This is a genomic window from Corynebacterium sphenisci DSM 44792 (assembly GCF_001941505.1).
GTDB classification, from domain to species: domain Bacteria; phylum Actinomycetota; class Actinomycetes; order Mycobacteriales; family Mycobacteriaceae; genus Corynebacterium; species Corynebacterium sphenisci.
Genome location: NZ_CP009248.1, coordinates 904481 through 926254, shown reverse-complemented (window position 1 = coordinate 926254; position 21774 = coordinate 904481). Strand labels below are relative to the sequence as shown.

Sequence of the window (21774 nt, the reverse complement as noted above, 5' to 3'; positions counted from 1 at the left end):
GCTACATCCTCTCCGGGGCGGTGACGCCGAGCAGGCCCAGGGCATTGGCCAGGGTCACCCGGGTGGCCTCGGCGAGGGCGAAGCGGGCCAGGTGCCGGGGCTCGGGGTCCGCGCCGGCGCGGGGCAGCACCTGGCAGGCGTCGTAGAAGCGGTGGAACACCCCGGCGAGCTGCTCGGCGTAGCGGGCCACCCGGTGCGGCTCGCGCAGCTGCGCGGCGGCGGCGACCACCGCCGGGAACTCGCCGAGGGTGCGGATGAGCGTGCCCTCCCGGTCGTGGTCGAGCAGCGCGGTGTCCGCCCCGGCGGCGGCCACCCCGGCGGATTCGGCGCGGCGGGCCAGGGAGCACAGCCGGGCGTGGGCGTACTGCACGTAGTAGACGGGGTTGTCGTTGGAGCGGGCGGTCCACACGCCGAGGTCGATGTCCAGGGAGGAGTCCACCGAGGAGCGCACCAGGGCGTAGCGGGCGGCGTCGACGCCGATCGCCTCCACCAGGTCGTCGAGGGTGATCACGGTGCCGGCCCGCTTGGACATGCGCACCGGGGTGCCGTCGCGCAGCAGGTTGACCATCTGCCCGATCATCACCTCCACGGCGTCCGGGTCGTGGCCGAGCGCGGCGGCGGCGGCCTTGAGCCGGGCGACGTAGCCGTGGTGGTCGGCGCCGAGCATGTAGATGCACCGGTCGTGGCCGCGGGCGAACTTGTCGGCGACGTAGGCGATGTCGCCGGCGATGTAGGCGGCGTGGCCGTCGGACTTGATCACCACCCGGTCCTTGTCGTCGCCGTAGTCGGTGGAGCGCAGCCACCAGGCGCCCTCGGCCTCGTAGAGCCGGCCGTCGGCCTTCAGCCGGCCGATGGCGGCGTCGACGGCCCCGGACTCGAAGAGGGAGTTCTCGTGGAAGAACACGTCGAAGTCCACGCCGAATTCGCGCAGCGAGTCGCGGATGTGCGCGAACATCAGCGCCACGCCCTCGGCCCGGAAGATCTCCTGCAGCGCCGCGGCGTCGATCCGCCCGGCCTCGGCATCGGCCAGGGCGTCGGGGTGGTCGGCGAGCACCCGGGCGGCGATGTCGGCGATGTAGGCCCCGCCGTAGCCGTCCTCCGGCGCCGGCTCGCCCTTGGCGGCGGCGACCAGGGAGCGGGCGAAGCGGTTGATCTGCTCGCCGTGGTCGTTGAAGTAGTACTCGCGGGTGACCTCGGCGCCGCGGGCGGCGAGCACCCGGCCCAGGGCGTCGCCGACGGCGGCCCAGCGGGTGCCGCCGAGGTGGATCGGCCCGGTGGGGTTGGCGGAGACGAACTCGAGGTTGATCCGCTCCCCGGCGTAGTCGGCCCCGTGGCCCCAGGCCGCGCCGGCGGCGAGGATCTGGTCGACCAGCCGGCCCTGTGCCCCGGCGTCGAGCCGGATGTTGATGAACCCGGGCCCGGCGACGGAGGCCTCGGCCACCCCGGCGGCCCCGGCCAGCGCCCCGGCGATCCAGCCGGCGACCTCGCGGGGGTTCGCCCCGGCCCGGCCGGCGCACTGCATGGCCAGGTTGGTGGCGTAGTCGCCGTGCTCCGGGTTGCGCGGCCGCTCCACCGTGACCCGCTCCGGGATGACCTCGGCGGGCAGGTCGTGGGCGGCGAATGCGTCGACGGCGACGCCGCGGATCAGGGCGGCGAGTTCGGCTGGAGTCATGGTGAGCCATAGTAGCCGGTGAGACTCGTACACTTGGACGTGCCCGATGCGCGACCGCCCCGGCCCACGCCGCCGGGGCCGCGGCCCGGCCCGGCCGCGAGCCACCGGCCCGCCGACGGCGGCCGCGGCACCGGCGAACCAGCCCATCCCCGACCCCACCCAAGGAGCGTCCGATGAAGGTCGCGTTATTCGCCACCTGCATCGGGGACATGATGTTCCCCGATGCCGTGAAGGCGACGGCCGCCGTGCTCACCCGGCTCGGCTGCGAGGTCGTCTTCCCGCCCGAGCAGTCCTGCTGCGGGCAGATGCACGTCAACACCGGGTACCAGAAGGAGACCCTGCCCCAACTGGATCGATTCACCGAGGCCTTCCTCGACGACTCGATCGACTACGTGGTGGCGCCCTCGGGCTCCTGCACCGGGGCGGTGCGCCACCAGCACCCGGCCATCGCCCGCCGCTTCGGCGACGCCGCCCAGGTCGACGCCGCCGAGCGCACCGCGGCGAAGACCCTGGATCTCGCCGAGTTCATCGTCGACGTCGCCGGGGTCACCGATCTGGGCGCCTGGTTCCCGCACCGGGTGACCTACCACTCCACCTGCCATTCCCTGCGGGTGCTGCGCATCGGCGAGCGCCCGCTGCGGCTGCTGCGCGCCGTGGCGGGCATCGACCTGGTGGACCTGCCCGGGGCCGAGGAATGCTGCGGCTTCGGCGGCACCTTCGCGATCAAGAACGCGGAGACCTCCCAGGCGATGGTCGCCGACAAGACCGCGAACATCCGCGCCACCGGCGCCGAGTTCGTCACCGCCGGCGACGCCTCCTGCCTGATGAACATCGGCGGGGCGCTCAACCGGCAGGCCCGCGGCGGGGCGCTGCCGGTGCGCGCCATCCACCTCGCCGAGATCCTGGCCAGCACCCGCCGCCGGCCCTACGCCGGCCCGGGCGCGGCCGGCCACGCCGCCCCGGCGGACGTCGCCGCGAACGCGGGGGGTGCCCGATGAGCCCGGTGCACCTGGGCCTGCCCGCCCGACCCGGCCCGCACGCCCCCGACGGGGTGGGCCACCTGCGCGGGACGGAGGGCTTCCCCGCCGCCGCGCACCATGAGCTGCGCGACCGGCAGCTGCGCGGCAACCTGCGCAACGCCACCCGCACCATCCGCGCCAAACGCGGCGAGGTCGTCGCCGAGAAACCCGACTGGCAGCGCCTGCGCGACGCCGGCTCCGCCATCAAGCGCGACGTCAACGCCCGGCTGCCGGAGCTGCTGGAGCAGTTCGAGGCCGCGGTCACCGCCCGCGGCGGACGGGTGCACTGGGCCCGCGACGCGGTGGAGGCCGGCCGGATCGTCACCGACCTGGTGCGCGCCACCGGGGAGACCGAGGTGGTCAAGGTCAAGTCCATGGCCACCGAGGAGATCGGGCTCAACGACCGGCTCGCCGAGGCCGGGGTGCACGCCCAGGAGACCGATCTCGCCGAGCTCATCGTGCAGCTCGCCGACGACACCCCCTCCCATATCCTGGTGCCCGCCATCCACCGCAACCGCTCGGAGATCCGGGAGATCTTCCTCGAGGGCATCCCCGGGGTGCGCGAGGACCTCGGCGAGGACCCGGCGGAGCTGGCGGAGGCCTCCCGGACCTTCCTGCGCGAGCGCTTCATGGCCGCGAAGGTCGCCATTTCCGGGGCGAACTTCGGGATCGCGGAGACCGGCACCGTCGCCGTGGTGGAGTCCGAGGGCAACGGCCGGATGTGCCTGACCCTGCCGGAGACCCTGATCACGGTGATGGGCATCGAGAAGCTGCTGCCGGCCTACCGGGACCTGGAGGTGTTCCTGCAGCTGCTGCCGCGCTCCTCGACCGGGGAGCGGATGAACCCGTACACCTCCCTGTGGACCGGGGTCACCCCCGGCGACGGGCCGGCCGAGTTCCACGTGGTGCTGCTGGACAACGGCCGCACCGCGGCCCTGGGCGACGCGATCGGCGCCGAGGCGCTCAAGTGCATCCGCTGCTCGGCCTGCCTGAACATCTGCCCGGTCTACGAGCGCGCCGGCGGGCACGCCTACGGCTCCACCTACCCGGGCCCGATCGGGGCGATCCTCACCCCGCAGCTCACCGGGATGGCCGATCACGGGGACCCGAACGCCTCGCTGCCCTACGCCTCCTCGCTGTGCGGGGCCTGCTTCGAGGTGTGCCCGGTGAAGATCGACATCCCGGCCGCCCTGCTGGAGCTGCGCCAGCGCAAGGTGGCCGAGACCCGGCCCCCGGTGGAGCGGCGGATCTTCGCCGCCCTGGGCACCGTGATGGGCCACCGGGCACTGTGGGACGCCACGGTGCGGATGGCCTCCCTGGCCCGCCTGCTCGGCGGGCGCTCCGGGCGGATCCCGCCGCTGCCGTCCTTCCTGGCCGGCTGGACCGACGCCCGGGACACCCCGGTGCCGCCGAAGGCGGCCTTCCGGCAGTGGTGGGGCGGGGACGAGGCCGCCGCGCTGCTCGCCGGGGAGCGGGAGCACCCGGTGCCCTCGCGGATCCGCGGCGGGGCCGCCGCGCGGGGGGACGATGCCGCCGGCGAGGGGGAAGGCGGGGACGGGAAGGAGGCGCGGCGATGAACGCGAAGCAGGAGATCCTGGCGCGGATCCGCTCCGCGCGGGCCGCGGCCGCCGGGCAGGACTGGGCCGGGGCGGTGCTCGACGGGCCGCGCATCGTGCCCGATGAGCCCTACCCGGTGCCGCGGGACTACGACGCCGGCCGGCCGCGCACCCCGGAGCTGGTGGAGCTGCTGGTGGACCGGCTCGACGACTACGGGGCCGCGGTGCTGCGCTGCGGCGCGGAACCGGCGGAGATCGCCGCCGCGGTGGGCCGGGCCCTGGAGCTGGTGCCCCGCCGCGGCGGCGGTTCCGGGACCGCCGACGACCGGTTCCGGCTGCGCCTGGCCCCGGGCGTGGACCGCGCCTGGACCGCCGGCGTCGCCGCCGAGGTCGAGGCCGATGATCCGGGGGTGGACCCGCGCGCGCTCGACGCCGCGGACGCGGTGCTCACCTCCTGCGCGGTGGTCTCCGCGGAGACCGGCACCATCTTCCTCGACGGCTCCCCCGAATGCGGCCGCCGGGCGCTGACCCTGGTGCCGGACGCGCACATCTGCGTGGTGCCGGTGGCGCGCATCGTGCACGGGGTGCCCGAGGCGCTGGCGGAACTCGAGCCCACCCGGCCCACCACGCTCATCTCCGGGCCCTCGGCGACCTCGGACATCGAGCTCAACCGGGTGGAGGGCGTGCACGGCCCGCGCACCCTGGCGGTGATCCTGGCCGGCTGAGCCGGATCGCCGCGAGGCCGCCGCCGCGCCCCGCCGCCCGCGCCCGCCCCGGGCGCGGGCGGCGGCCCTTTTCCCGGGGGTGCCCCCGCGGACGGCCGAGGTAACGAAGGTCACCGACTCGTTCGCCGTTCAATCATCCACCCCCTCCCCCCGTGCGGCGGTGCGACCCGGACTTTTGAACATTGTTCGCGTTCCGCGAAAAACCATGATTTATATCACCCCGCCATACAGGGGCGATCGAATTGGTTTCGTACTTGGCCAACCGCTAAAGTCATCCCCACTACGGGAAACCCATTCAAGATCCGGGACCCTCCCGAAACCTCCACTCCCCCTGAAAAAATCACCGGCGGGAAGGACTCCCCATGAACATCATCGAAGAGGGCCGCGGCGGCCCGGGCGACGCGCCCTACGTCGTCGGCACCCCCAACGCCACCGAGGACGTGTACCGGCACCGCAGGCCCGGTTCCAAACGCGCCCACGTGCTGCGCTACCTCCGCTTCAACCTGCCCCGGCTGACCAAGGCCCTGCTGCTGGCCGTGGTCGCCCTGATCGGCGGCTGCGCCGCGGCGGTGGCCGTCTCCGACCACCCGCCGTTCCCCCATGCGGAACCGGCGCTGTGGCTGGTCGTCGCGCTGGCCGTGGCCTTCCTGGCCTTCGGCCTGACCACCCGGCTGCGCATCTGGGACTTCGGTTCCGCGGTCGCCGCCGGCGCGCTCATCATCTACGTCGGCGGCATCATCGGCGACGCGCCCTTCGTCTGGAACGGCGCCCCGGTGGGCCTCGCCGCGACCTGGAACCTCATGGCCTTCGCCTCCCTGGGCTACCTGGCGCTCAATTGGGCGGTCAACTTCGGCATGCTCGTCGCCTGGCCGGACACCCAGGGATTCACGGACTAGGCAAGGAGCCCGACAATGACGACCTTCGACTTCCCCTGGTGGCTCCGCGCGGAGCACTTCCTCAACATCATCTTCATCACCTTCTTCATCCGCTCCGGCATCGAGATCCTGGGCACCTTCCCGCGTTTGCACACGAATGTGCACACCCGCGCAGGAAAGCAGTGGGCCGAGTTCACGATCAAATCAAAGCCGAAGCACAAGTACTATGCGGTCGGCAGCGAGTACGAGGATTACTCGCCGATCATCTCGCTGCCCGGCCGGGGCCTGCTCGGCCAGGGCCGGTACTGGCACTTCATGACGGTGATGGGCTTCATCATCTGCTTCGCCGTCTACTACGTGCTGCTCTTCGCCACCGGCCAGTGGCGCCGCTACATCCCGCACTCCTGGTCCGTGTTCCCCGAGGCCCTGGACAACATGGTCAGCTACCTGGCCTTCCAGGTGCCCGAGCACATGCCCGGCTACCCCTTCAACGCGGTGCAGCAGCTGTCCTACGCGGCGGTGATCTTCATCTTCCCCGCCTTCATGATCATCACCGGCTTCTTCCAGTCCCCGGCGGTGAACTCGCACTGGCCCCGGATCACCCGGGCCATGGGCGGGCGGCAGATGATCCGCTCCCTGCACTGGTGGGGCCTGGTGGCCTACCTGGCCTTCATCGTCGTGCACGTGGTGATGGTCATCGCCCACGGCTACGGCCACGAGGTGTCCAAGATGGTCTTCGGCCACGCGGACAGCCCCGTCGCCGGCGGGGTGATCTTCAGCATCGGCCTGGCCCTCGTGGTGTGGCTGCACATCGTGGCCACCCGCACCTCCCTGGACCACCCGCGGTTCATCGAGCGGATCCACAACGTGATCGTCCGGCCGCTGACCCGGCAGCTGATGAAGCTGGAGTCCCGGCAGGATCATGACCCGGCCGCGACCACCGAGCACTTCCGGGCCTCGGGCTGCCCCCCGGAGAACGACGAGTACCTCGCCCTGCTGGCCAACGACTACCAGGATTACTACCTGGAGATCGGCGGCCTGGTGGAGCGGCCGATGACGCTGAGCCTCGCCGAGCTGCGCGAACTCGCCGCCGGCCACTCGCAGACCACCATGCACAACTGCGTGCAGGGCTTCTCCTCCGTGGGCACCTGGGGCGGGGTCCCGCTGAAGACCCTGCTGGAGCTGGCCCGCCCCCTGGACGGGGCCACCGACGTGGTCTTCCACTGCTTCCAGAACATGGGCCGCGACGACGCCATCTACCCGGAGGGCTGGTACTACGAGTCCTGCCCGATGATGGAGGCGATGCAGGAGCAGACCCTGGTCGCCACCGAGCTCGACGGCGAGGACATCCCGATCAAGAACGGCGCCCCGATGCGGGTGCGCATGGAGATCTCCACCGGCTTCCGCTCCGCCAAGTGGGTGGAGCGGATCGAGGTGGTCAACCGCTACGACATCATCGGCAAGGGCCGGGGTGGCTGGTTCGAGGACTTCGACAGCTACGACCGCCTGCAGATGATCTGACCAGGAGAGCCACATGTACCCCCTGTACCAGGACATCACCCTCACCGAGGAGCAGAAGCGGATCGTCGCCGACTACCTCGTCGAGGTGGACTTCCACCTCCCCGGCGCCACCGCCCGCGACTTCGAGATCGCCGACGTGGCCCGCTACGTGGGCTGGAACTTCCAGTCCGAGGACCTCGAGTCCTACGCCATCGGCCTGCGCTGCACCGCCCCCGGCCTCGAGGATCACCGCACCTTCATCCGGATGAGCCGCGGCCAGCTGCTCGGCGCGGCGGACGCGCCCCGGCTGCCGGTCAACGAGCCGGTGCTGGCCAACGAGACCCTGCGCATGCAGCGCTGGCGGGACACCCCCACCGGGCCCTCGCGCACCGGGGTGGACTCCTACGCCACCGACGACGGCTCCGTGCCGGGCATCGACATGGACCTCACCCAGCTGCACGACGTGCTGGCGGACATCTCCGATTTCGCCCGCTCCGGGCGCGGCAAGGCCGACGAGGGCCAGTTCGACCTGGCCCTGGACTTCGGCTCCCTGCTCGCCGGGCGCTACCCGCGGGTGAAGCACTACCAGGCCGCCGGCCGGCTGCGCCCGGACCAGGAGGAGCGGCTGCGCGCCTTCGAGGACGCCGCCGAGGCCATGGCCGGGACCCTGGAGGCGCTCGACCTGCCCACCCTGGGCCGGCTGCGCGTCCCCGAGCGGCGCCGGCACGCCCAGCACAACAACTGACCCGCGGCCGCCCCGGCCGCACCCCGACGACGCCCCGCCGCCCCGCGGCGGCGGCGCCGGGGACCCACCCACCCCGAACACCGACCCAAGGAGGAGAAGAACATGCCCTTCGCCCAGGAAATCGGCCTCATCGCGCCGATCGCCCTGCTCGCGGCCTTCGGCTTGCTCAACCTCGGCAAGCTCACCCCGCAGCACTACACCTACCAGTGGCTGAACGTCATCGGCGCGGCGGCGCTGACCTACTCGGTCATCAACCCGTTCAACGTCGGCGTGTTCATCACCGAGGCGGTGTGGACGCTGATCGGCGTCTACGGCGTCATCAAGATCTTCCTCGCCCGCCGACGCGGCGAGCCCGCCCCCGGAGCCGCCGCGGCCGATGCGCCGCGCGTCGCCTGAACCGCAGCACCACGAAAGGACTGATCATCATGCCGCTTTCCGCCGCGGTCTCCATCTTCGGCACCATCTGCTTCCTGGGCTCCTTCGCCGCCCTGAACGCCGGGCTGCTGAAGTCGACCTCCTACATCTACCAGTGGGCCAACCTGATCGGCGCCGCCTGCTTCACCTACACCGCGATCAAGCCCTTCAACGCGGGCCTGTTCATCACGGAGTTCATCTGGGCCATCTTCGGCGCCTACGGGATCTGGAAGATCTGGGCCACCGTCAAGAAGCGCCGGACCGCCCCGCAGGCGGCCTGAGCCCGACGCCCGGCCCCGCCGCGACGCGCCCCGCACGCCGCCGGGGCCCCGCCGCCCCGCCACCGCGGCGCACCCCACCCGGGGGCGCCCCGCGCGGCGGGGCGCGGCCGTCCCCGGCCCGGCCGGCCCGCCCCTCCCCCAGCACCGCGGAAGGATCCCCCGATGACCGCCCCCGTGCCCCTGGCCCCGCCCCGGCGGCGCACCCTGGCCGATGACCACGGCCGGGTGGCCCGCGATCTGCGGGTCAGCCTCACCGACCGGTGCAATCTGCGCTGCACCTACTGCATGCCCGCCGAGGGCCTGCCCTGGCTGCCGCCGAAGGAGACGCTCACCACCGCCGAGTTCATCCGCCTGATCACCATCGGGGTGCGCGATCTCGGCATCCGCCGGGTGCGGCTCACCGGCGGGGAGCCGCTGCTGCACCGGGATCTGGCGGGGATCATCGCCGCGGCGAAGGCGCTCACCACCGACGCCGGCGCGGCCCCGGAGGTGGCGCTGACCACCAACGGGCTGGGCCTGGCGCACAGGGCCGCGGCCCTGGCCGCCGCCGGACTGGACCGGGTGAACGTCTCCCTGGACACCCTGGACCCGGACCGGCACGCGATGCTCACCCGCCGGAAGCGGCTGCCCGACGTGCTCGCCGGGATCGACGCCGCCCGGGCCGCCGGGCTGACCCCGGTGAAGCTCAACGCGGTGGTGCTGCCCGGGGTCAACGAGGCCGACATCCTGCCCCTGGCCCGGCACGCCCTGGCCCGGGGGCTGCGCCTGCGCTTCATCGAGCAGATGCCGCTGGGCCCCTCCCGGGCCTGGTCCCGGGGGGCGATGGTCACCGCCGGGGAGATCCTGGCGAGGCTCGGCGAGGCCTATGAGCTCACCCCCGCCGCCGCGCCCCGCGGCGCCGCCCCCGCGGCGCTGTGGCGGGCCGTCCCGCGCGCCGGCGGGCCCGCCGGGGAGATCGGGGTGATCGCCTCGGTGACCGCGCCCTTCTGCGGCGACTGCGACCGCACCCGGCTCACCGCGGACGGGGCGGTGCGCGCCTGCCTGTTCAGCCGGGGGGAGACCCCGCTGCGGGAGCTGCTGCGCGCCGGCGCCGGGGACGCGGAGATCGCCGCGGCCTGGGCGGCTACCATGCGGGCCAAGCCCGCCGGGCACGGCATCGGCGCCCCCGGCTTCCGGCAGCCGGGGCGCCCGATGAGCGCCATCGGCGGCTGAGCCCCCCAACACCCCCGTCCCCCGGCCACGTCCCCGGGCCCCGCCGGCCCCGGGGAGATAAGGAGCATCCCATGACCGAGCGCCCCGACGCGCCCATCACGCTGACCCACCTCGACGATCGCGGCGCGGCCCGGATGGTCGACGTCACCGCGAAGACCCCCACGGTGCGCAGCGCCACCGCCCGCGGGGAGGTGGCCTGCTCCCCGGAGGTGCTCGCCGCGCTGCGCGAGGGCGCCGTGCCCAAGGGCGATGTGCTCGCGGTGGCCCGGATCGCCGGGATCGCCGCGGCGAAGCGCACCCCGGAGCTGCTGCCCCTGGCCCACGCCATCGGGGTGCACGGGGCGAGCGTGGACCTGGAGCTGGCCGCCGACCATGTCGCGATCGAGGCCACGGTGCGCACCGCGGACCGCACCGGGGTGGAGATGGAGGCGCTCACCGCGGTGACCGTGGCCGCCCTGGCGGTGATCGACATGGTCAAGGGCGTGGACCGCTCGGCGATGATCCGGCGCACCGGGATCATCGCGAAATCCGGGGGCCGCTCCGGGGACTGGTCCCGGCAGCTGCCCCCGGCCTGAGCGGGCGCTCAGGCGGGGTCGCCGCCGGCGTCCAGCCAGGCCTCCACCCCGCCGTCGAGCACCGCGGCGGCCACCCCGGCCGCGGCGAGCAGCCCCGCCGCCGCCCGGGCCCGGCGATCGGTGCCGGAGCAGACCACCACCGCCGCACCGGAGGCGGCGGCCGCCCGCGCGGCCCCGGGGATCTCCCCGGCGCGCAGCGCGCTCAGCGGCGCGTTCACCGCGCCCGGGATCGCGTAGGAGGAGAACTCGCAGGGCTCCCGGACGTCCAGCAGCACCGCCCCGGCGAGCTCCCCGGGGCCGACCAGGGTGGGGCCGGCCGGCCCCGCCGCGGGCCCCGCGGCGGCCGGGGCGGGCCCCGGGGCGCCGGCGCGCGGGTCCGCGCCCCCGGCGAGCACCGGGATGTACTCCCAGCGGCCGGTGAGCATGTCGAAGGAGCCGACGGTGCCCAGCAGCGGCTCGCCGACCCCGCAGATGAGCTTGATCGCCTCCCCGGCCATCGCCGCGCCGACGATCCCGGGCACCGGTCCGAGCACCCCCTCGCGGACGCAGGAGCTCGCCGCCGCCGGGTCCGGCGGCGCCGGCACCAGGTCCTCGTAGACCGGGCCGCGGCCGGCGTGGAAGACGCTCAGCCGCGCCCCGTAGCCCAGGATCGCGCCCCAGACATGGGGGATGCCCAGCTCCGCGCAGGCCGCGGAGATGATGTGCCGGGCGGCGAAGTTGTCCGTGCAGTCCAGCACCACCTCCGCATCGGCGAGCACCGCGGCGGCGTCGTCCGCGGTCAGCCGGCGGCCGTCGGCGACGGCGACCACCCCGGGGTTGAGCTCGCGCACCCGGGCCGCGGCGGAGGCGGCCTTGTTCACGCCCACCGCGGACTGCGGGTGGATCACCTGCCGGTGCAGGTTGGACACCCCCACCACGTCATCGTCGATGATGTGCAGATGCCCCACCCCGGCCCCGGCGAGGTAGAGCAGCGCCGGGGAGCCCAGGCCGCCGGCGCCGACCACCGCCACCCGGGCGCGCAGCAGGGCGCGCTGCCCGGCGGCGCCGAAGCGGTCCAGCATCAGCTGCCGGCGGTACCGGCTGACCTGATCCCGGTCCAGGCCGGGGCCGGCCCCGCCGGGGGCCGCGCCGGGTTCGGCGCTCATTCGACGCCCACCCACTGCACGGTGCCGTCGTCGAGGCGCTGCTCCTTCCAGATCGGCACCCCCGCCTTCACCGCGTCGACCAGGTCGGCGCAGGCGGCGAAGGCCGCCGCCCGGTGCGCGGCGGCGACCACCACCAGGAAGGCCAGCTCCCCGATGGCCAGCGGGCCCACCCGGTGCGCCGCCCAGATCCGGGTCTCCGGATGCCGGCGGCACACCTCGGCGGCCACCGCGGCGAGCATCGCCTCGGCCTCCGGGTGCGCGGTGTAGGACAGCGCCGCCACCCGGCGGCCGCCGTCATGATCGCGGACGGTCCCCTCGAAGACGACCACCGCGCCCATCGCCGCGGTCGCCGTCGCCGCCCGGGCCCCGGCGGCCAGCGGCTCCAGGGCCGCCGCGGTCACCCGGGCGCCGAGCACCATCCCGGTCTGCTCCGCCACGTGGGCGGGATCCTCAACGCTCATTTCGCTCCAGCATGGTCAGGATGTGGCCGAGCACCGGGTCCAGCACCGCGATCCCGTCGGCGACGGCGCCGCGGGAGCCCGGCAGGGTCATCACGAAGCTGCGGCCCACGGTGCCGGCCACCGCCCGGGAGAGCACCGCGGTGGGCACATTCGCCAGCCCGGCGGCGAAGAAGGCCTGCACCACCCCGGGCAGCTGCCGCTCCAGGTGGGGCTCCACCGCCTCCACGGTGCGGTCGTCGTCGGTGATCCCGGTGCCCCCGGTGGTGAGCACCACCCGGGGCAGCCGGCCGCGGTCGCCGAGCACCCGGTCCACGGTCGCCGCGATATCGGCGTCGGCGACCACCACCGGGTCCGGGGTGGCGATCCCCCGGGAGCGCAGCCAGTCCACCAGCACCGGGCCGGTGCGGTCGACGTAGTCGCCGGCGGCGGCGCGGGTGGAGGAGACGATGACCAGGCCGTCCGCCGCACCCGCGGCGGGGGCGGCGGCGTGGCCGGGCCCGGGATCGGGGCGGTCGGCGGGGTCGGTGCGGTCGCTCATGGTGGGCTCCCTCGGTCGGGGTCGGGGTATCGGGTTCTCGGGGTGCCGGGGCTCCGGCGGCGGCTCACAGCCGCAATACGGTCACCGGTTCGCCGGCGGCGATGGCGCGGCCGCCGCCGGGCACCCGGATCAGGCAGTCCGCGGTCGCCGCCTGGGCGAGCAGGTGGGAGGAGCCGCCGCCGAGCTGGGCGGCGGTGAGCCGGCCGGCCCCGTCCACCCGCAGCCGGCCGCGGCGGAAGCTCACCCGGGCGTCGGGCAGCCCGGTGAGCCGCTCCGCGGCGATGGCGGCGATCCCGCCGACGTCCGCCGCCGCGCCCTCGGCGCGCAGCAGCGCCGGCCGGGCGAAGAGCCGGAAGGACACCAGGGTGGACATGGGGTTGCCGGGCAGGCAGACCACCGGCACCCCGCGGTGCGCGGTGAGCCCCTGCGGGCCCCCGGGCTGCTGGGCGACGTGGCCGAACCAGGCGCCGGGGGATCCGCCCAGGGCCAGCCGGACCACCTCGAAGCGGCCGTGGCTGATCCCCCCGGAGGTGAGGATGGCGTCCACCGGGCCGCCGGGGTCGGCCAGGGCGGCGTCGAGGGCGGAAAGCAGCGCCGCCGGGTCGTCGTCGACCCGGATCCGGCGGGCCACGTCGATGCCCGCGGCGGCGCAGAGCAGCTCCAGCATGGGCCCGTTGCTGTCCGGGATCCCGGCCGGGCCGCCGCGGCCGATCTCCGCGCCCCCGGTGCACAGGATCACCCGGGGCCGGCGCAGCACCGGCACCTCGGTGACGCCGAGCCCGATGAGCGCGGCCACCGCCACCGGGGTGAGCCGGTCCCCGGCGCGCAGCACGGTCTCCCCCGCCCGCAGATCGGAGCCGGCGGCGCGGATGAACCGGCCGGCGGGGGTGGCCGGCACCCGCACCGCGCCGGCGGCCTCGGCGGCGGCGAAGTCGTCCGGGTCGCAGTCCTCCACCGGCACCACCGCGCCGGTGCCGGCCGGCAGCCGGGCCCCGGTCATCACCGCGGCCGCCGCCTCGCCGAGGCCCCCGGGCAGCACCCGCGCCGGGTCCGCCCCGGCGGCGATGGTGGGCCCCACCGACAGCGTCGCGGGCAGCGAGCCGAGCCGGGCGGCCGGGATCGCCCAGCCGTCCATCTGCGAATTGTCGAAGCGCGGGGACGGCCCCGGGGCGGTGACGTCGGCGGCCAGGATCCGGTCCGCCGCCGCCTCGGCTAGCACCGTTTGGCAGCTCAGCCCGGGAATTGCCCCGGCCACCGCGTCGAGGTGCTCCTCGGGTGTGCGCATGCGGTCCTGCCTTTCTTGCGGAATCGCAGGTCAGTGTACCATTATGGGGCCCAGGATCGATTCAGGAGACGCCCGTGGAAATCCGCTTCTACGCCGCCGCCCGCGCCGCCGCCGGCAGGGCCTCGGCCACCGTCGGCGCACCCCCGGCGACGCTCGGCGAACTGCTCGCCGAACTCGCCGCGGCGCACCCCGGGCGGACCCCCGCGGGCACCACCCTGGCCGAGATCCTGCCGGCCTGCTCCTTCCTCGCCGACGGCCGCCGGGTCGATCCCGGCGCGCCGCTGGCCGGGGTGGCGCGGCTGGACGTGCTGCCCCCCTTCGCGGGCGGCTGATCCGCCCGCCCGCGTCGCCCGGTCCGGTCGACGCGCACGCCGCGGGGCGGCCACGGCAAAACCGGACCGCAGTTCGACCAGAAGGAACCAGCCCCATGACCGGTATCCGCCCGCGGCGCCTGCTGCGCCGCCTCGCCCTGCCCCTGCTGCCCGCCCTCGCCCTGGCCGCCTGCGCCCCCGGCGGCGGCGACGACGCCGCCGACGCCGGCGACGCCGCCGCCGCCGAGGTGGTGGTCCTCGGCGCGGCCTCCACCCGGGTGCTCAACGACGATCTCGCCGCGGCCGCCGCGGACCTGGACCCGGCGCTGCGGCCCACCTTCGTCAACGCCGGCTCCACCGCCCTGGTCTCCCAGCTGCGGGAGGGCTCCCCCGGCGACGTGTTCATCTCCGCCGACGAGAAGCACATGGCCGACGCCGTGGCCGAGGGCCTGGTCGGCGAACCGGTGGACGTGGCCACCAACTCCATGGTGATGGTGGTGCCCAAGGGCAACCCCGCCGGGATCACCGGCGTGGACGACTCCCTGGACGGGGCCAAGGTGGTGCTCTGCGATGTGCAGGTGCCCTGCGGCCGGGTCTCCGCGGCGATCCAGGAGGACCTGGGCCGCGACATCGACGCCGCCTCCCTGGAGCAGTCCGTCTCCGACGTGCTCGGCAAGGTCGCCGGCGGCAACGCCGACGCCGGCTGGGTGTACCGCACCGACGCCGCCGCGGCCGGCGATGACGTGGAGGTCATCGAGATCCCCGGCGCCGAGCGGCACATCAACACCCTGGTCGCCGCGGTGACCGCCGACCCGGCGGACCGGGCCGCGGCGCAGGCGCTGCTGGATCTGCTCTCCTCCGGGGAGTTCGCCGAGGTCTGGGCCCGGCACGGGTTCACCCCGGTCGCCGGCGACGACGGCGCGGACGCCTGATGGCCGCCGCCGCGGGGACCGGACCCGGCGGGCGCACCCCGGTCGCCGAGCGCCTGGACCGCGCCCCGCGGCGCGCCCCCTGGCCGCTGGCCGCCGTCGCCGCCCTGGCCCTGGCCCTCATCCTGGGTCCGGTGGCCGCCCTCGGCCTGCGGGTGCCCTGGGCGGGGCTGCCGGGGATCCTCGCCGAACCGGGCACCGTGGCCATGCTGCGGCTGTCCCTGGCCGCGGCGGTGCAGTCCACCCTGCTCGCCGTCGCCGCCGGGGTGCCCCTGGCGGTGACCCTGGCCGGGGCCCGCGGCGGGGCCCGGCTGGCCCGCTTCCTGGTGCTGCTGCCGCTGGCGATGCCCCCGGTGGTGGCCGGGATGGCGCTCACCGCGGCGCTGGGCACCCGCGGGGTGGCCGCCCCGGTGCTCGACGCCCTCGGCCTCGAGTTCGCCTTCGCCTTCCCCGGGGTGGTGCTCTCCCACGTGTTCATCTCCCTGCCCTTCGTGGTGATCGCCGTGGATTCGGCGCTGCGCCAGCTCGACCCGGAGATCCCCGACTCCGCCGCCGGGGTCGGGATGAGCCGGGCGGCGGTGCTCACCCGGGTGACCCTGCCCGCGGTGGCCCCGGCGGTGGCCTCCGGGGCGGGGCTGGCCTTCGCCCGCTCCCTCGGCGAATTCGGCACCACCCTGACCTTCGCCGGCTCCATGCCGGGGGTCACCCGCACCATGCCGCTGGGCATCTACCTGGAGCGCGAACTCGACCAGGACCGGGCCTACGCCCTGGCCGCGGTGCTCATCGCGGTGGCCGTGGCGGCCATCGCCGCGGCCGCGGCACCGGCGCTGCTGCGCCGCACCCCGGCCCCGGTGGCCCGGGTCGCCGGGGCCATCGACGTGGCCCGGATGCGCGAGCTCACCCGGCCGACCGCGCCCCCGGTGGCGGTCACCGTCGGCGCGGGGGCGGCCGCCACGGTCTTCGCCGCGGGGGCGACCACCGCCCTGGTGGGGCCGAACGGCTCCGGCAAATCCACCCTCGCCGGGCTCATCGCCGGCCGGCTGCGCGGCGGCCGGATCCGGGTCGGCGACACCGTGGTGGACGCCCCCGGGGTCTTCGTGCCGGCCCGCCGCCGCGGGGTGGTGCTGCTCACCCAGGCCGCCGGGCTGCCGCGCACCGCCACCGTGGCCTCCGCGGTGGCGATGGCCACCGGGGACCGGGCGCTGGCCCGGGAGCTGCTCGCCGCCGCGGGCCTGGCCGAGCTCGCCGAGGTGCGGGTGCCGGCGCTCTCCGGCGGCCAGGCCGCGCAGGTGGCCCTGGTGCGCGCCCTCGGCGCCCGGCCCGGGGTGCTCATCCTCGATGAGCCGCTGGCCGCGGTGGACGCCGACTCCACCCGGCAGTGGCACCGGCTGCTCGCCGCCGCCGCCGCGGATCGCACCACCCTGCTGGTCACCCACGATCCGGTGGAGGTCGCCGGGCTGTGCTCGGCGGCGGTGGTGCTGGAGGCCGGGGAGATCGTGGCCCGGCTCAGCCCCGATGAGCTCTCCGCGGCCCCGCCGACCCGCTTCGCCGCGGAGCTGATGGGGCTCAACCGCCTCACCGGCACCATCGTGGAGGTCCGCCCCGGCGCCGACGGCGCCGGGGAGGTGCTGGTGGACTGCGCCGGCACCGTGCTGCGCGGCGGGTTGAGCGGGGGCCGGCCCGCCCCGGCGCCCGGGGATCCGGCGATGGTCACCTGGGCGCCCTCGGCGGGGTCCCTGGAGCGCGTCGACGACGCCGCCGGGGACCGCGGCGGCGCGGACCCGGAGGAGGGGCCGGGCCTCGCCGGCACCGTGGCCCGGCTGCGCGGGGCGCCCGGGGACGGGGCGGTGGCCGCGGTGGTCGCCGTCGGCGAGGCGGAGATCACCGTGGCGGTGCCCACCGCCGAGGCGATCGCCCGCCGGCTGCGGGTGGGCGCCCCGGTGCGCTGCCAGCTGCCGCCGGGGCGGGTCAGCGTGCACCCCGCCGGCTGATCCGACCAGGTGGCTGGGGTGATTTCCCCGCCGCCGGGGGTGATGCTAGAGTATCCCGCGTGCCCCGATGAGGGGCGCCCCGCCTCCGTAGCTCAGTGGATAGAGCACCGGTTTCCGGTACCGAAGGTCGCACGTTCGACTCGTGTCGGGGGCACTGCAAGACCCCGCGTCCCTTCCGGGACGCGGGGTCTTCGGTCTTCCGGGGCCCGGGCCGGCTAGGCCTCGGGCAGCACGATCACGCCGAGCAGGTAGATGATGATCGCCGCCGGCGCGGCGGCCACGGCCAGCAGCGCGAACAGCGCCCGGATGATGTTCGGGTTCACCCCGGCGGCCTCCCCGATCCCGCCGGCGACGCCGGTCAGCCACCGGTTGGCGTGGCTGCGCCGCACCGGCCGGCCGGCCAGGGAGTCGATCCGCCGCGACAGCGCCGCGGCGTCGAAAAGCCCGTTCTTCGGTTCCATGGTGGATGTCCCTTCGCTGGTGTGCTGGATGGTCGCGCCGATGCTGCGGCGCGCGGGGCGGCCCCGGCAGGGCCGGGTCCGCGTCCCCCGATCTTACATGCGGTTCACCACGGTCCCCGGCCTTCGAACCCCTCCCCCGGGCCCGCCCCGCGGCTCAGCCGGCGCCGCCGGCGGCCCGGTCATGGGCCAGCACCGCGGCCAGCCCGGCCCGCATCGCCGCGATGTCCTGGCCGGCCAGCGGCTCGAGCACCGCGGCGCGCACCGCGGCGACGTAGGCGGGCGCGGCCTCGGCGAAGACGTGCCGGCCCATCCCGGTCAGCGCCACCGCGTACTCGGCCTCCGGGTCCGCGCCGCGATCCTCGACGGTGAGCACCCCGGCCCGCTCCAGCCGGCCGACATGCAGCGCCGCGCGCGGGTGATTCCACTTCAGCCGCTCGCAGAGCCCGTCCACGTGCATCCGCCCGTCGGGGGTCTCGTGCAGGGCGATGAGCACCGTGAAATCGGCGAAGGTCATCCCGGTGCGGGTGCGCAGGGTGGCCTCGATATCGCGCTCGACCACCCGGAAGGCCGACACCAGCATCCGCCAGAACTCCTGCTCGGCGTCGCTGAGCCATTCGTAGTCGTCCATGGCGTGCAGGGTAACCCGTCGCCGGCGCCGCGCCCTAGTCGCCGGCGGCGTGCGCGGCCTCCGCCGCGGCGTCGGCGTCCGCGGCGGCGGCCACCGCCCTGGCGTGCGCCTCCACCACCGCCCCGGCCGGCATCGCGCCATTGCCCAGGGCCAGCTCCTCCCCGCGCATCCCGGCGGCGCTGGCCGCGATCCGCTCCAGCACCTCCGCCCCGGCGGCGAGATCCGCCTCCCCCAGCTGATCGAAGATCAGGTGCCGCACCGTGGCCACGTGGTCCGGGGCGGTGCGCTCGATGATCTCCCGGCCGAGGGCGGTGAGCCGGACGTCGATGCCGCGCTGATCGCAGTCGCAGCGGCTCTTCTCCACCAGGCCCCGTTTGCCCATCCGGCTGATCTGGTGCGAGACCCGGCTGCGGTCCCAGGCCAGCAGGGCGCAGAGCTCCCGCATCCGGCAGCTGCCCCCGGGGGCCTCGCAGAGGCTGACCAGGATCGCGAAATCCGCCGAGGAGATCCCGGCGGTCTGCTGCAGGCGGTGATCCATGGTGCGCTCGGCGCTGCGCACCGCGGCGACGAGGGTGCGCCAGAAGCGCTGCTCCTCCTCGTCGAGCCAGGGATCCAACCGCATGGGGGGAAGGATACTATCCGGCTCCGGGCGGGGCGAAACCGGCCGCGGCCCGTTTGGCCACCCCCGGCCCCGCCCCCGGGCGCCCCCGGCGCCGCCGCGGGGGCGGGGCCGGCTCAGGGCTCCAGCAGCGAGTCGATCGGCAGCCAGCGCACCGGCCGCATCCCGTACCGGTCCGGGTCGCAGGTCAGCACGATCACCTGGGCCTCGTGGCCGGCGATGTCCAGGGCGACGTTCATGTCCGCCAGCCGGTCCGGGTCGGTGGCGCCGAGGGCGTCGTCGAGGATGATCGGCGCGGACTCCCCGCCGTCGAGGATCATCGCCGCGGCCAGCCGCAGCAGGATGTCCAGCTGCTCCCGGGCGCCGCCGGACAGCGCCGCGAAATCCACGGTGCGCCCGCCGCGGGTGCGGCTGACGATGCCCAGGTCCTCGTCCAGGTCGAAGGCCACGTCCGCGCCGAACACCGGTTTGGCCAGGCGGGTGAGGGTGTCCCGCAGCGGGGCGGCGTAGGCCACCCGGATCTCCTCCCGGGCCTCCTCCAGCACCTCCACCAGCATGCGCAGCGCATCGGCGCGCTCCACCAGGGACTCCGCCCGCTGCCGGGCGTGCGCCAGCTCCCCCTCCGCCCGGGCGATCCGCTCGTCGAGGCCGCCGGCCTCGTCCACGGTGCGCTGCAGCCCGTCCCGCCGGGCGATCGCCCGCTCCAGGTCCATCGCCTCGGCGTTGAGCCGGGTGCGCTCGGCCTCGTGCCGCAGGATGGTGTCCCGCGGGTCGCGTTCGGCGACCTCGGCGGCCACCGCCGCGGCCGCCCCCTCCGCCTCCGCAAGCGCCTCCCCGGCGGCGGCGAGGGCCTCCGCCAGGGCCTCGTCGGCGGCGTCCGCCCGGGCCTCCGCCAGGGCCGCGGCGGCCTGGTCGGCCTCCCGGACGGCGTCCTCGCGGCGGGCCCGCGCGGTGGACACCCGGGTCAGCGCCGCCCCGGTCTCCGCGGCGCGCAGCCGCCCGGCGGCGCCCTCCTCGGCGGCCTCCGCGGCGGCCAGATCCGTCTCCGCGGCCTCCCGGGCGGCGCGGGCGGCCCCGGCGTCCGCCGGCGGCTCCGGGGGCTCGCCGGGGCCCCGCCAGGCGGCCCGGCGCGCCCCGGCCCGATCCATCGGGGCCGCCTCCGGGCCCGGCTCCGCGGAACCGTAGATCCGGCGCAGCAGCTCCCGGTCCGCGTCGGCGTCGCCCGCGGCGCGGGCCTCGGCCAGGGCCCGCTCCGCCTCCGCCAGCCCCTCCTCCGCGGCCGCCCGGCGCGCCGCCGCGGCCCGGGCGTCCTCGACCCCGGCGGCCCCGGCGCGCTCCAGCAGCCCGGCCAGGGCCCGGTCGGCGGCCTCGGCCTCGGCGGCCCGGTCGGCGGCGTCGGCGGCCGGGTCCACGGTGACGGTGACCCCGTCGACGCCGATCACGGTGCGCGCGGTCACCGGGCGCACCAGCTCCGCCTCCCCGAGCTCGACGCCGGCGCCGTCGAGGAGCACCTCCCGGGCCGGGTCGGCGGCCAGGCGCACCGTGGGCGCGGCCTGCTCCAGCACCGCCCGGGCCAGCCGGGCCCGGGAGTCCGCCCGGTCGATGTCGGCGATCAGCCCGGCGGTGACCGCCAGCCCCTCGAGCCGCGCCGCGGCGGCGTCGCGGGCGCCGGTGGCCTCGGCGACGGCGGCCCGGCGCCGGCGGGCGGCCTCCGCGGCGGCGAGCTCCGCCAGATGCGCGGCATCGGTTTCGGCGAGCACCCGGCGGGCCCGGGCGTCGGCGATCGCCGCGGCCGCGGCCTCCCGGTCGGCGCGGGCGGCGGCCACCGCGGCGCGGGCGGCCTCGGCGGCCTCCTCCGCGGCGGCGAGCTCCGCGCCGGCCCGGTCCCGGGCCTCCTCGCGGGCGCGCAGCTCCGCCACCAGCCGCTCCCGGGTCCCCCGGGCGCCGGCCGCGGCCTCGTGCTCCAGCCGGCGCTGCCGCACCGCGGCCTCGGCGGCCTCGGCGCGGCCGGTGAGCCCGCGGGCCGCCTCGGCGGCCTCGGCGAGTTCGGCGACCAGCTCGCGCTGCCGCGGGGCGCGCTCGCGCAGCCGCCGGATCTGCGCGTCGAGGCGCTCGATCCCGGCCACCCAGTCGTCGAATTCGCGGCGGCGTTCGCGCAGCCCCGCCAGCTCCGCCTCGATCTCCTCCGGGGCCCGCAGCGCCTCGGTGACCCGCTTGTTGTACCGCCCGGTCGGGGTGAGCAGCTCGGCGTGCTCAGCGCGGGCCCGGTCCAGGATCTCCGCCGCCGCGGCGGCCTCGGGCTCCCCGGCCGCGCCCGCGGCGGCCTCGGCGCCCGCCGGTCCCCCGGCGGCGGCGCGGGACATCTGCGGCACCTTGGCCAGCTCCAGGGTCCCGGGGATGGTCCCCTGCTCGGCGGTGAAGGCCCCCCACAGGTCCTGCAGCCCCGCGGCCTGCACCCGCTCGGCGAGCCAGTCCTCCGCCTCCCGGCCCGCGTACTGCGCCGGCGCCCCGGGCCCCTCGAGCACCCGGATCTCGGTGCTCGCCCCGGAGCGGCCGGTGTAGCGCTTGTCCACGGTGAACCGGCGGCCGTCCAGGCTCAGCTCCGCCGTCACCGCCGGGGGCCGGTCCACGCCGACGCTGCGCATCGCCTCCAGCACCTTCCCGGTCTTCCGGGCGGGGGTGAACAGCACCGCGCGCAGGGCGGCGACGATGGTGGACTTGCCCCGCTCGTTGGGGCCGTGGATGACGTGCACCCCGGTGTCCGCGAGATCGTCGAGGACCAGGTGGCGCACCCCGCGGAAATCGCGGATCTCCAGTCGGTGCAGGCGCATC

General features: G+C 76.0%; 22 protein-coding genes and 1 tRNA gene. 14 read left to right on the top strand and 9 right to left on the bottom strand.

Annotation, left to right across the window (positions count from 1 at the left end):
- Position 1: 1 nt before the first annotated feature.
- Positions 2-1672: an arginine--tRNA ligase gene (gene argS, locus CSPHI_RS04210; protein ID WP_075691641.1), complete on the bottom strand. Its 1671-nt coding sequence runs from the start codon at positions 1670-1672 to the stop codon at positions 2-4.
- 173 nt (positions 1673-1845) lie between these two features.
- On the opposite strand from argS, the gene CSPHI_RS04205 reads away from it, so the two are divergent.
- From CSPHI_RS04205 to moaC, 10 genes are all read left to right on the top strand, one after another.
- Positions 1846-2670, top strand: coding sequence for a (Fe-S)-binding protein (locus tag CSPHI_RS04205; RefSeq protein WP_075691640.1), 825 nt, complete (start codon positions 1846-1848; stop codon positions 2668-2670).
- Positions 2667-4268: a lactate utilization protein B gene (locus tag CSPHI_RS04200; RefSeq protein WP_075691639.1), complete on the top strand. Its 1602-nt coding sequence runs from the start codon at positions 2667-2669 to the stop codon at positions 4266-4268. Before CSPHI_RS04205 ends, CSPHI_RS04200 begins: the two co-directional genes overlap by 4 nt.
- On the top strand, positions 4265-4972 hold the full coding sequence (locus CSPHI_RS04195) for a LutC/YkgG family protein (RefSeq protein ID WP_075691638.1): 708 nt from the start codon (positions 4265-4267) through the stop codon (positions 4970-4972). Before CSPHI_RS04200 ends, CSPHI_RS04195 begins: the two co-directional genes overlap by 4 nt.
- Positions 4973-5334: 362 nt before the next feature.
- Positions 5335-5868: a hypothetical protein gene (locus CSPHI_RS04190; protein ID WP_075691637.1), complete on the top strand. Its 534-nt coding sequence runs from the start codon at positions 5335-5337 to the stop codon at positions 5866-5868.
- Between the two features lie 15 nt (positions 5869-5883).
- Positions 5884-7368, top strand: coding sequence for a molybdopterin-dependent oxidoreductase (locus CSPHI_RS04185; RefSeq protein WP_075691636.1), 1485 nt, complete (start codon positions 5884-5886; stop codon positions 7366-7368).
- A 13-nt stretch (positions 7369-7381) separates the two neighbouring features.
- Positions 7382-8092, top strand: a complete 711-nt coding sequence (locus CSPHI_RS04180) for a hypothetical protein (protein WP_075691635.1) — start codon at positions 7382-7384, stop codon at positions 8090-8092.
- A gap of 102 nt (positions 8093-8194) precedes the next feature.
- Positions 8195-8488, top strand: coding sequence for a CBU_0592 family membrane protein (locus CSPHI_RS04175; protein WP_075691634.1), 294 nt, complete (start codon positions 8195-8197; stop codon positions 8486-8488).
- Between the two features lie 29 nt (positions 8489-8517).
- Complete coding sequence (locus tag CSPHI_RS04170) at positions 8518-8787, top strand: CBU_0592 family membrane protein (protein ID WP_075691633.1); 270 nt, start codon at positions 8518-8520, stop codon at positions 8785-8787.
- A gap of 162 nt (positions 8788-8949) precedes the next feature.
- Positions 8950-9999, top strand: a complete 1050-nt coding sequence (moaA, locus tag CSPHI_RS04165; protein ID WP_075691632.1) for a GTP 3',8-cyclase MoaA — start codon at positions 8950-8952, stop codon at positions 9997-9999.
- A 95-nt stretch (positions 10000-10094) separates the two neighbouring features.
- Positions 10095-10574 (top strand): cyclic pyranopterin monophosphate synthase MoaC, encoded by a 480-nt coding sequence (gene moaC / locus CSPHI_RS04160; RefSeq protein ID WP_157118568.1) that lies wholly within the window; start codon positions 10095-10097, stop codon positions 10572-10574.
- Between the two features lie 8 nt (positions 10575-10582).
- Here moaC and CSPHI_RS04155 read toward each other — a convergent pair whose 3' ends face one another.
- The 4 genes from CSPHI_RS04155 to CSPHI_RS04140 all read right to left on the bottom strand — a co-directional run bounded on the left by CSPHI_RS04155 (position 10583) and on the right by CSPHI_RS04140 (position 14003).
- Positions 10583-11719, bottom strand: coding sequence for a ThiF family adenylyltransferase (locus CSPHI_RS04155; protein ID WP_075691630.1), 1137 nt, complete (start codon positions 11717-11719; stop codon positions 10583-10585).
- Positions 11716-12180 (bottom strand): molybdenum cofactor biosynthesis protein MoaE, encoded by a 465-nt coding sequence (locus tag CSPHI_RS04150; RefSeq protein WP_075691629.1) that lies wholly within the window; start codon positions 12178-12180, stop codon positions 11716-11718. The genes CSPHI_RS04155 and CSPHI_RS04150 overlap by 4 nt, the downstream gene beginning before the upstream one ends.
- Positions 12170-12718, bottom strand: a complete 549-nt coding sequence (locus CSPHI_RS04145; RefSeq protein WP_084210239.1) for a MogA/MoaB family molybdenum cofactor biosynthesis protein — start codon at positions 12716-12718, stop codon at positions 12170-12172. Before CSPHI_RS04145 ends, CSPHI_RS04150 begins: the two co-directional genes overlap by 11 nt.
- Before the next feature lie 64 nt (positions 12719-12782).
- Positions 12783-14003 carry a molybdopterin molybdotransferase MoeA gene (locus CSPHI_RS04140; protein ID WP_075691628.1) on the bottom strand — a complete coding sequence of 407 codons (1221 nt, stop codon included), beginning with the start codon at positions 14001-14003 and terminating at the stop codon, positions 12783-12785.
- Between the two features lie 74 nt (positions 14004-14077).
- Here CSPHI_RS04140 and CSPHI_RS04135 point away from each other — a divergent pair, with 74 nt between their 5' ends.
- The 4 genes from CSPHI_RS04135 to CSPHI_RS04120 all read left to right on the top strand — a co-directional run bounded on the left by CSPHI_RS04135 (position 14078) and on the right by CSPHI_RS04120 (position 17388).
- Positions 14078-14335: a MoaD/ThiS family protein gene (locus CSPHI_RS04135; RefSeq protein ID WP_075691627.1), complete on the top strand. Its 258-nt coding sequence runs from the start codon at positions 14078-14080 to the stop codon at positions 14333-14335.
- 95 nt (positions 14336-14430) lie between these two features.
- Entirely contained in the window at positions 14431-15246 is an 816-nt protein-coding gene (modA, locus tag CSPHI_RS04130) for a molybdate ABC transporter substrate-binding protein (protein WP_075691626.1), read from the top strand.
- On the top strand, positions 15246-17234 hold the full coding sequence (locus tag CSPHI_RS04125) for an ATP-binding cassette domain-containing protein (RefSeq protein WP_075691625.1): 1989 nt from the start codon (positions 15246-15248) through the stop codon (positions 17232-17234). Before modA ends, CSPHI_RS04125 begins: the two co-directional genes overlap by 1 nt.
- An 81-nt stretch (positions 17235-17315) precedes the next feature.
- Positions 17316-17388 (top strand) — tRNA-Arg (locus CSPHI_RS04120).
- 61 nt (positions 17389-17449) lie between these two features.
- Here the strand turns inward: CSPHI_RS04120 and CSPHI_RS04115 are convergent.
- The 4 genes from CSPHI_RS04115 to CSPHI_RS12635 all read right to left on the bottom strand — a co-directional run bounded on the left by CSPHI_RS04115 (position 17450) and on the right by CSPHI_RS12635 (position 21773).
- Positions 17450-17695 carry a PspC domain-containing protein gene (locus CSPHI_RS04115; protein WP_084210238.1) on the bottom strand — a complete coding sequence of 82 codons (246 nt, stop codon included), beginning with the start codon at positions 17693-17695 and terminating at the stop codon, positions 17450-17452.
- A gap of 154 nt (positions 17696-17849) precedes the next feature.
- Positions 17850-18323, bottom strand: a complete 474-nt coding sequence (locus CSPHI_RS04110; protein ID WP_075691624.1) for a MarR family transcriptional regulator — start codon at positions 18321-18323, stop codon at positions 17850-17852.
- Between the two features lie 34 nt (positions 18324-18357).
- Positions 18358-18945: a MarR family winged helix-turn-helix transcriptional regulator gene (locus CSPHI_RS04105; RefSeq protein ID WP_075691623.1), complete on the bottom strand. Its 588-nt coding sequence runs from the start codon at positions 18943-18945 to the stop codon at positions 18358-18360.
- A 113-nt stretch (positions 18946-19058) separates the two neighbouring features.
- Positions 19059-21773, bottom strand: a complete 2715-nt coding sequence (locus CSPHI_RS12635) for an AAA family ATPase (RefSeq protein ID WP_075691622.1) — start codon at positions 21771-21773, stop codon at positions 19059-19061.
- Between the last annotated feature and the right edge of the window lies 1 nt (position 21774).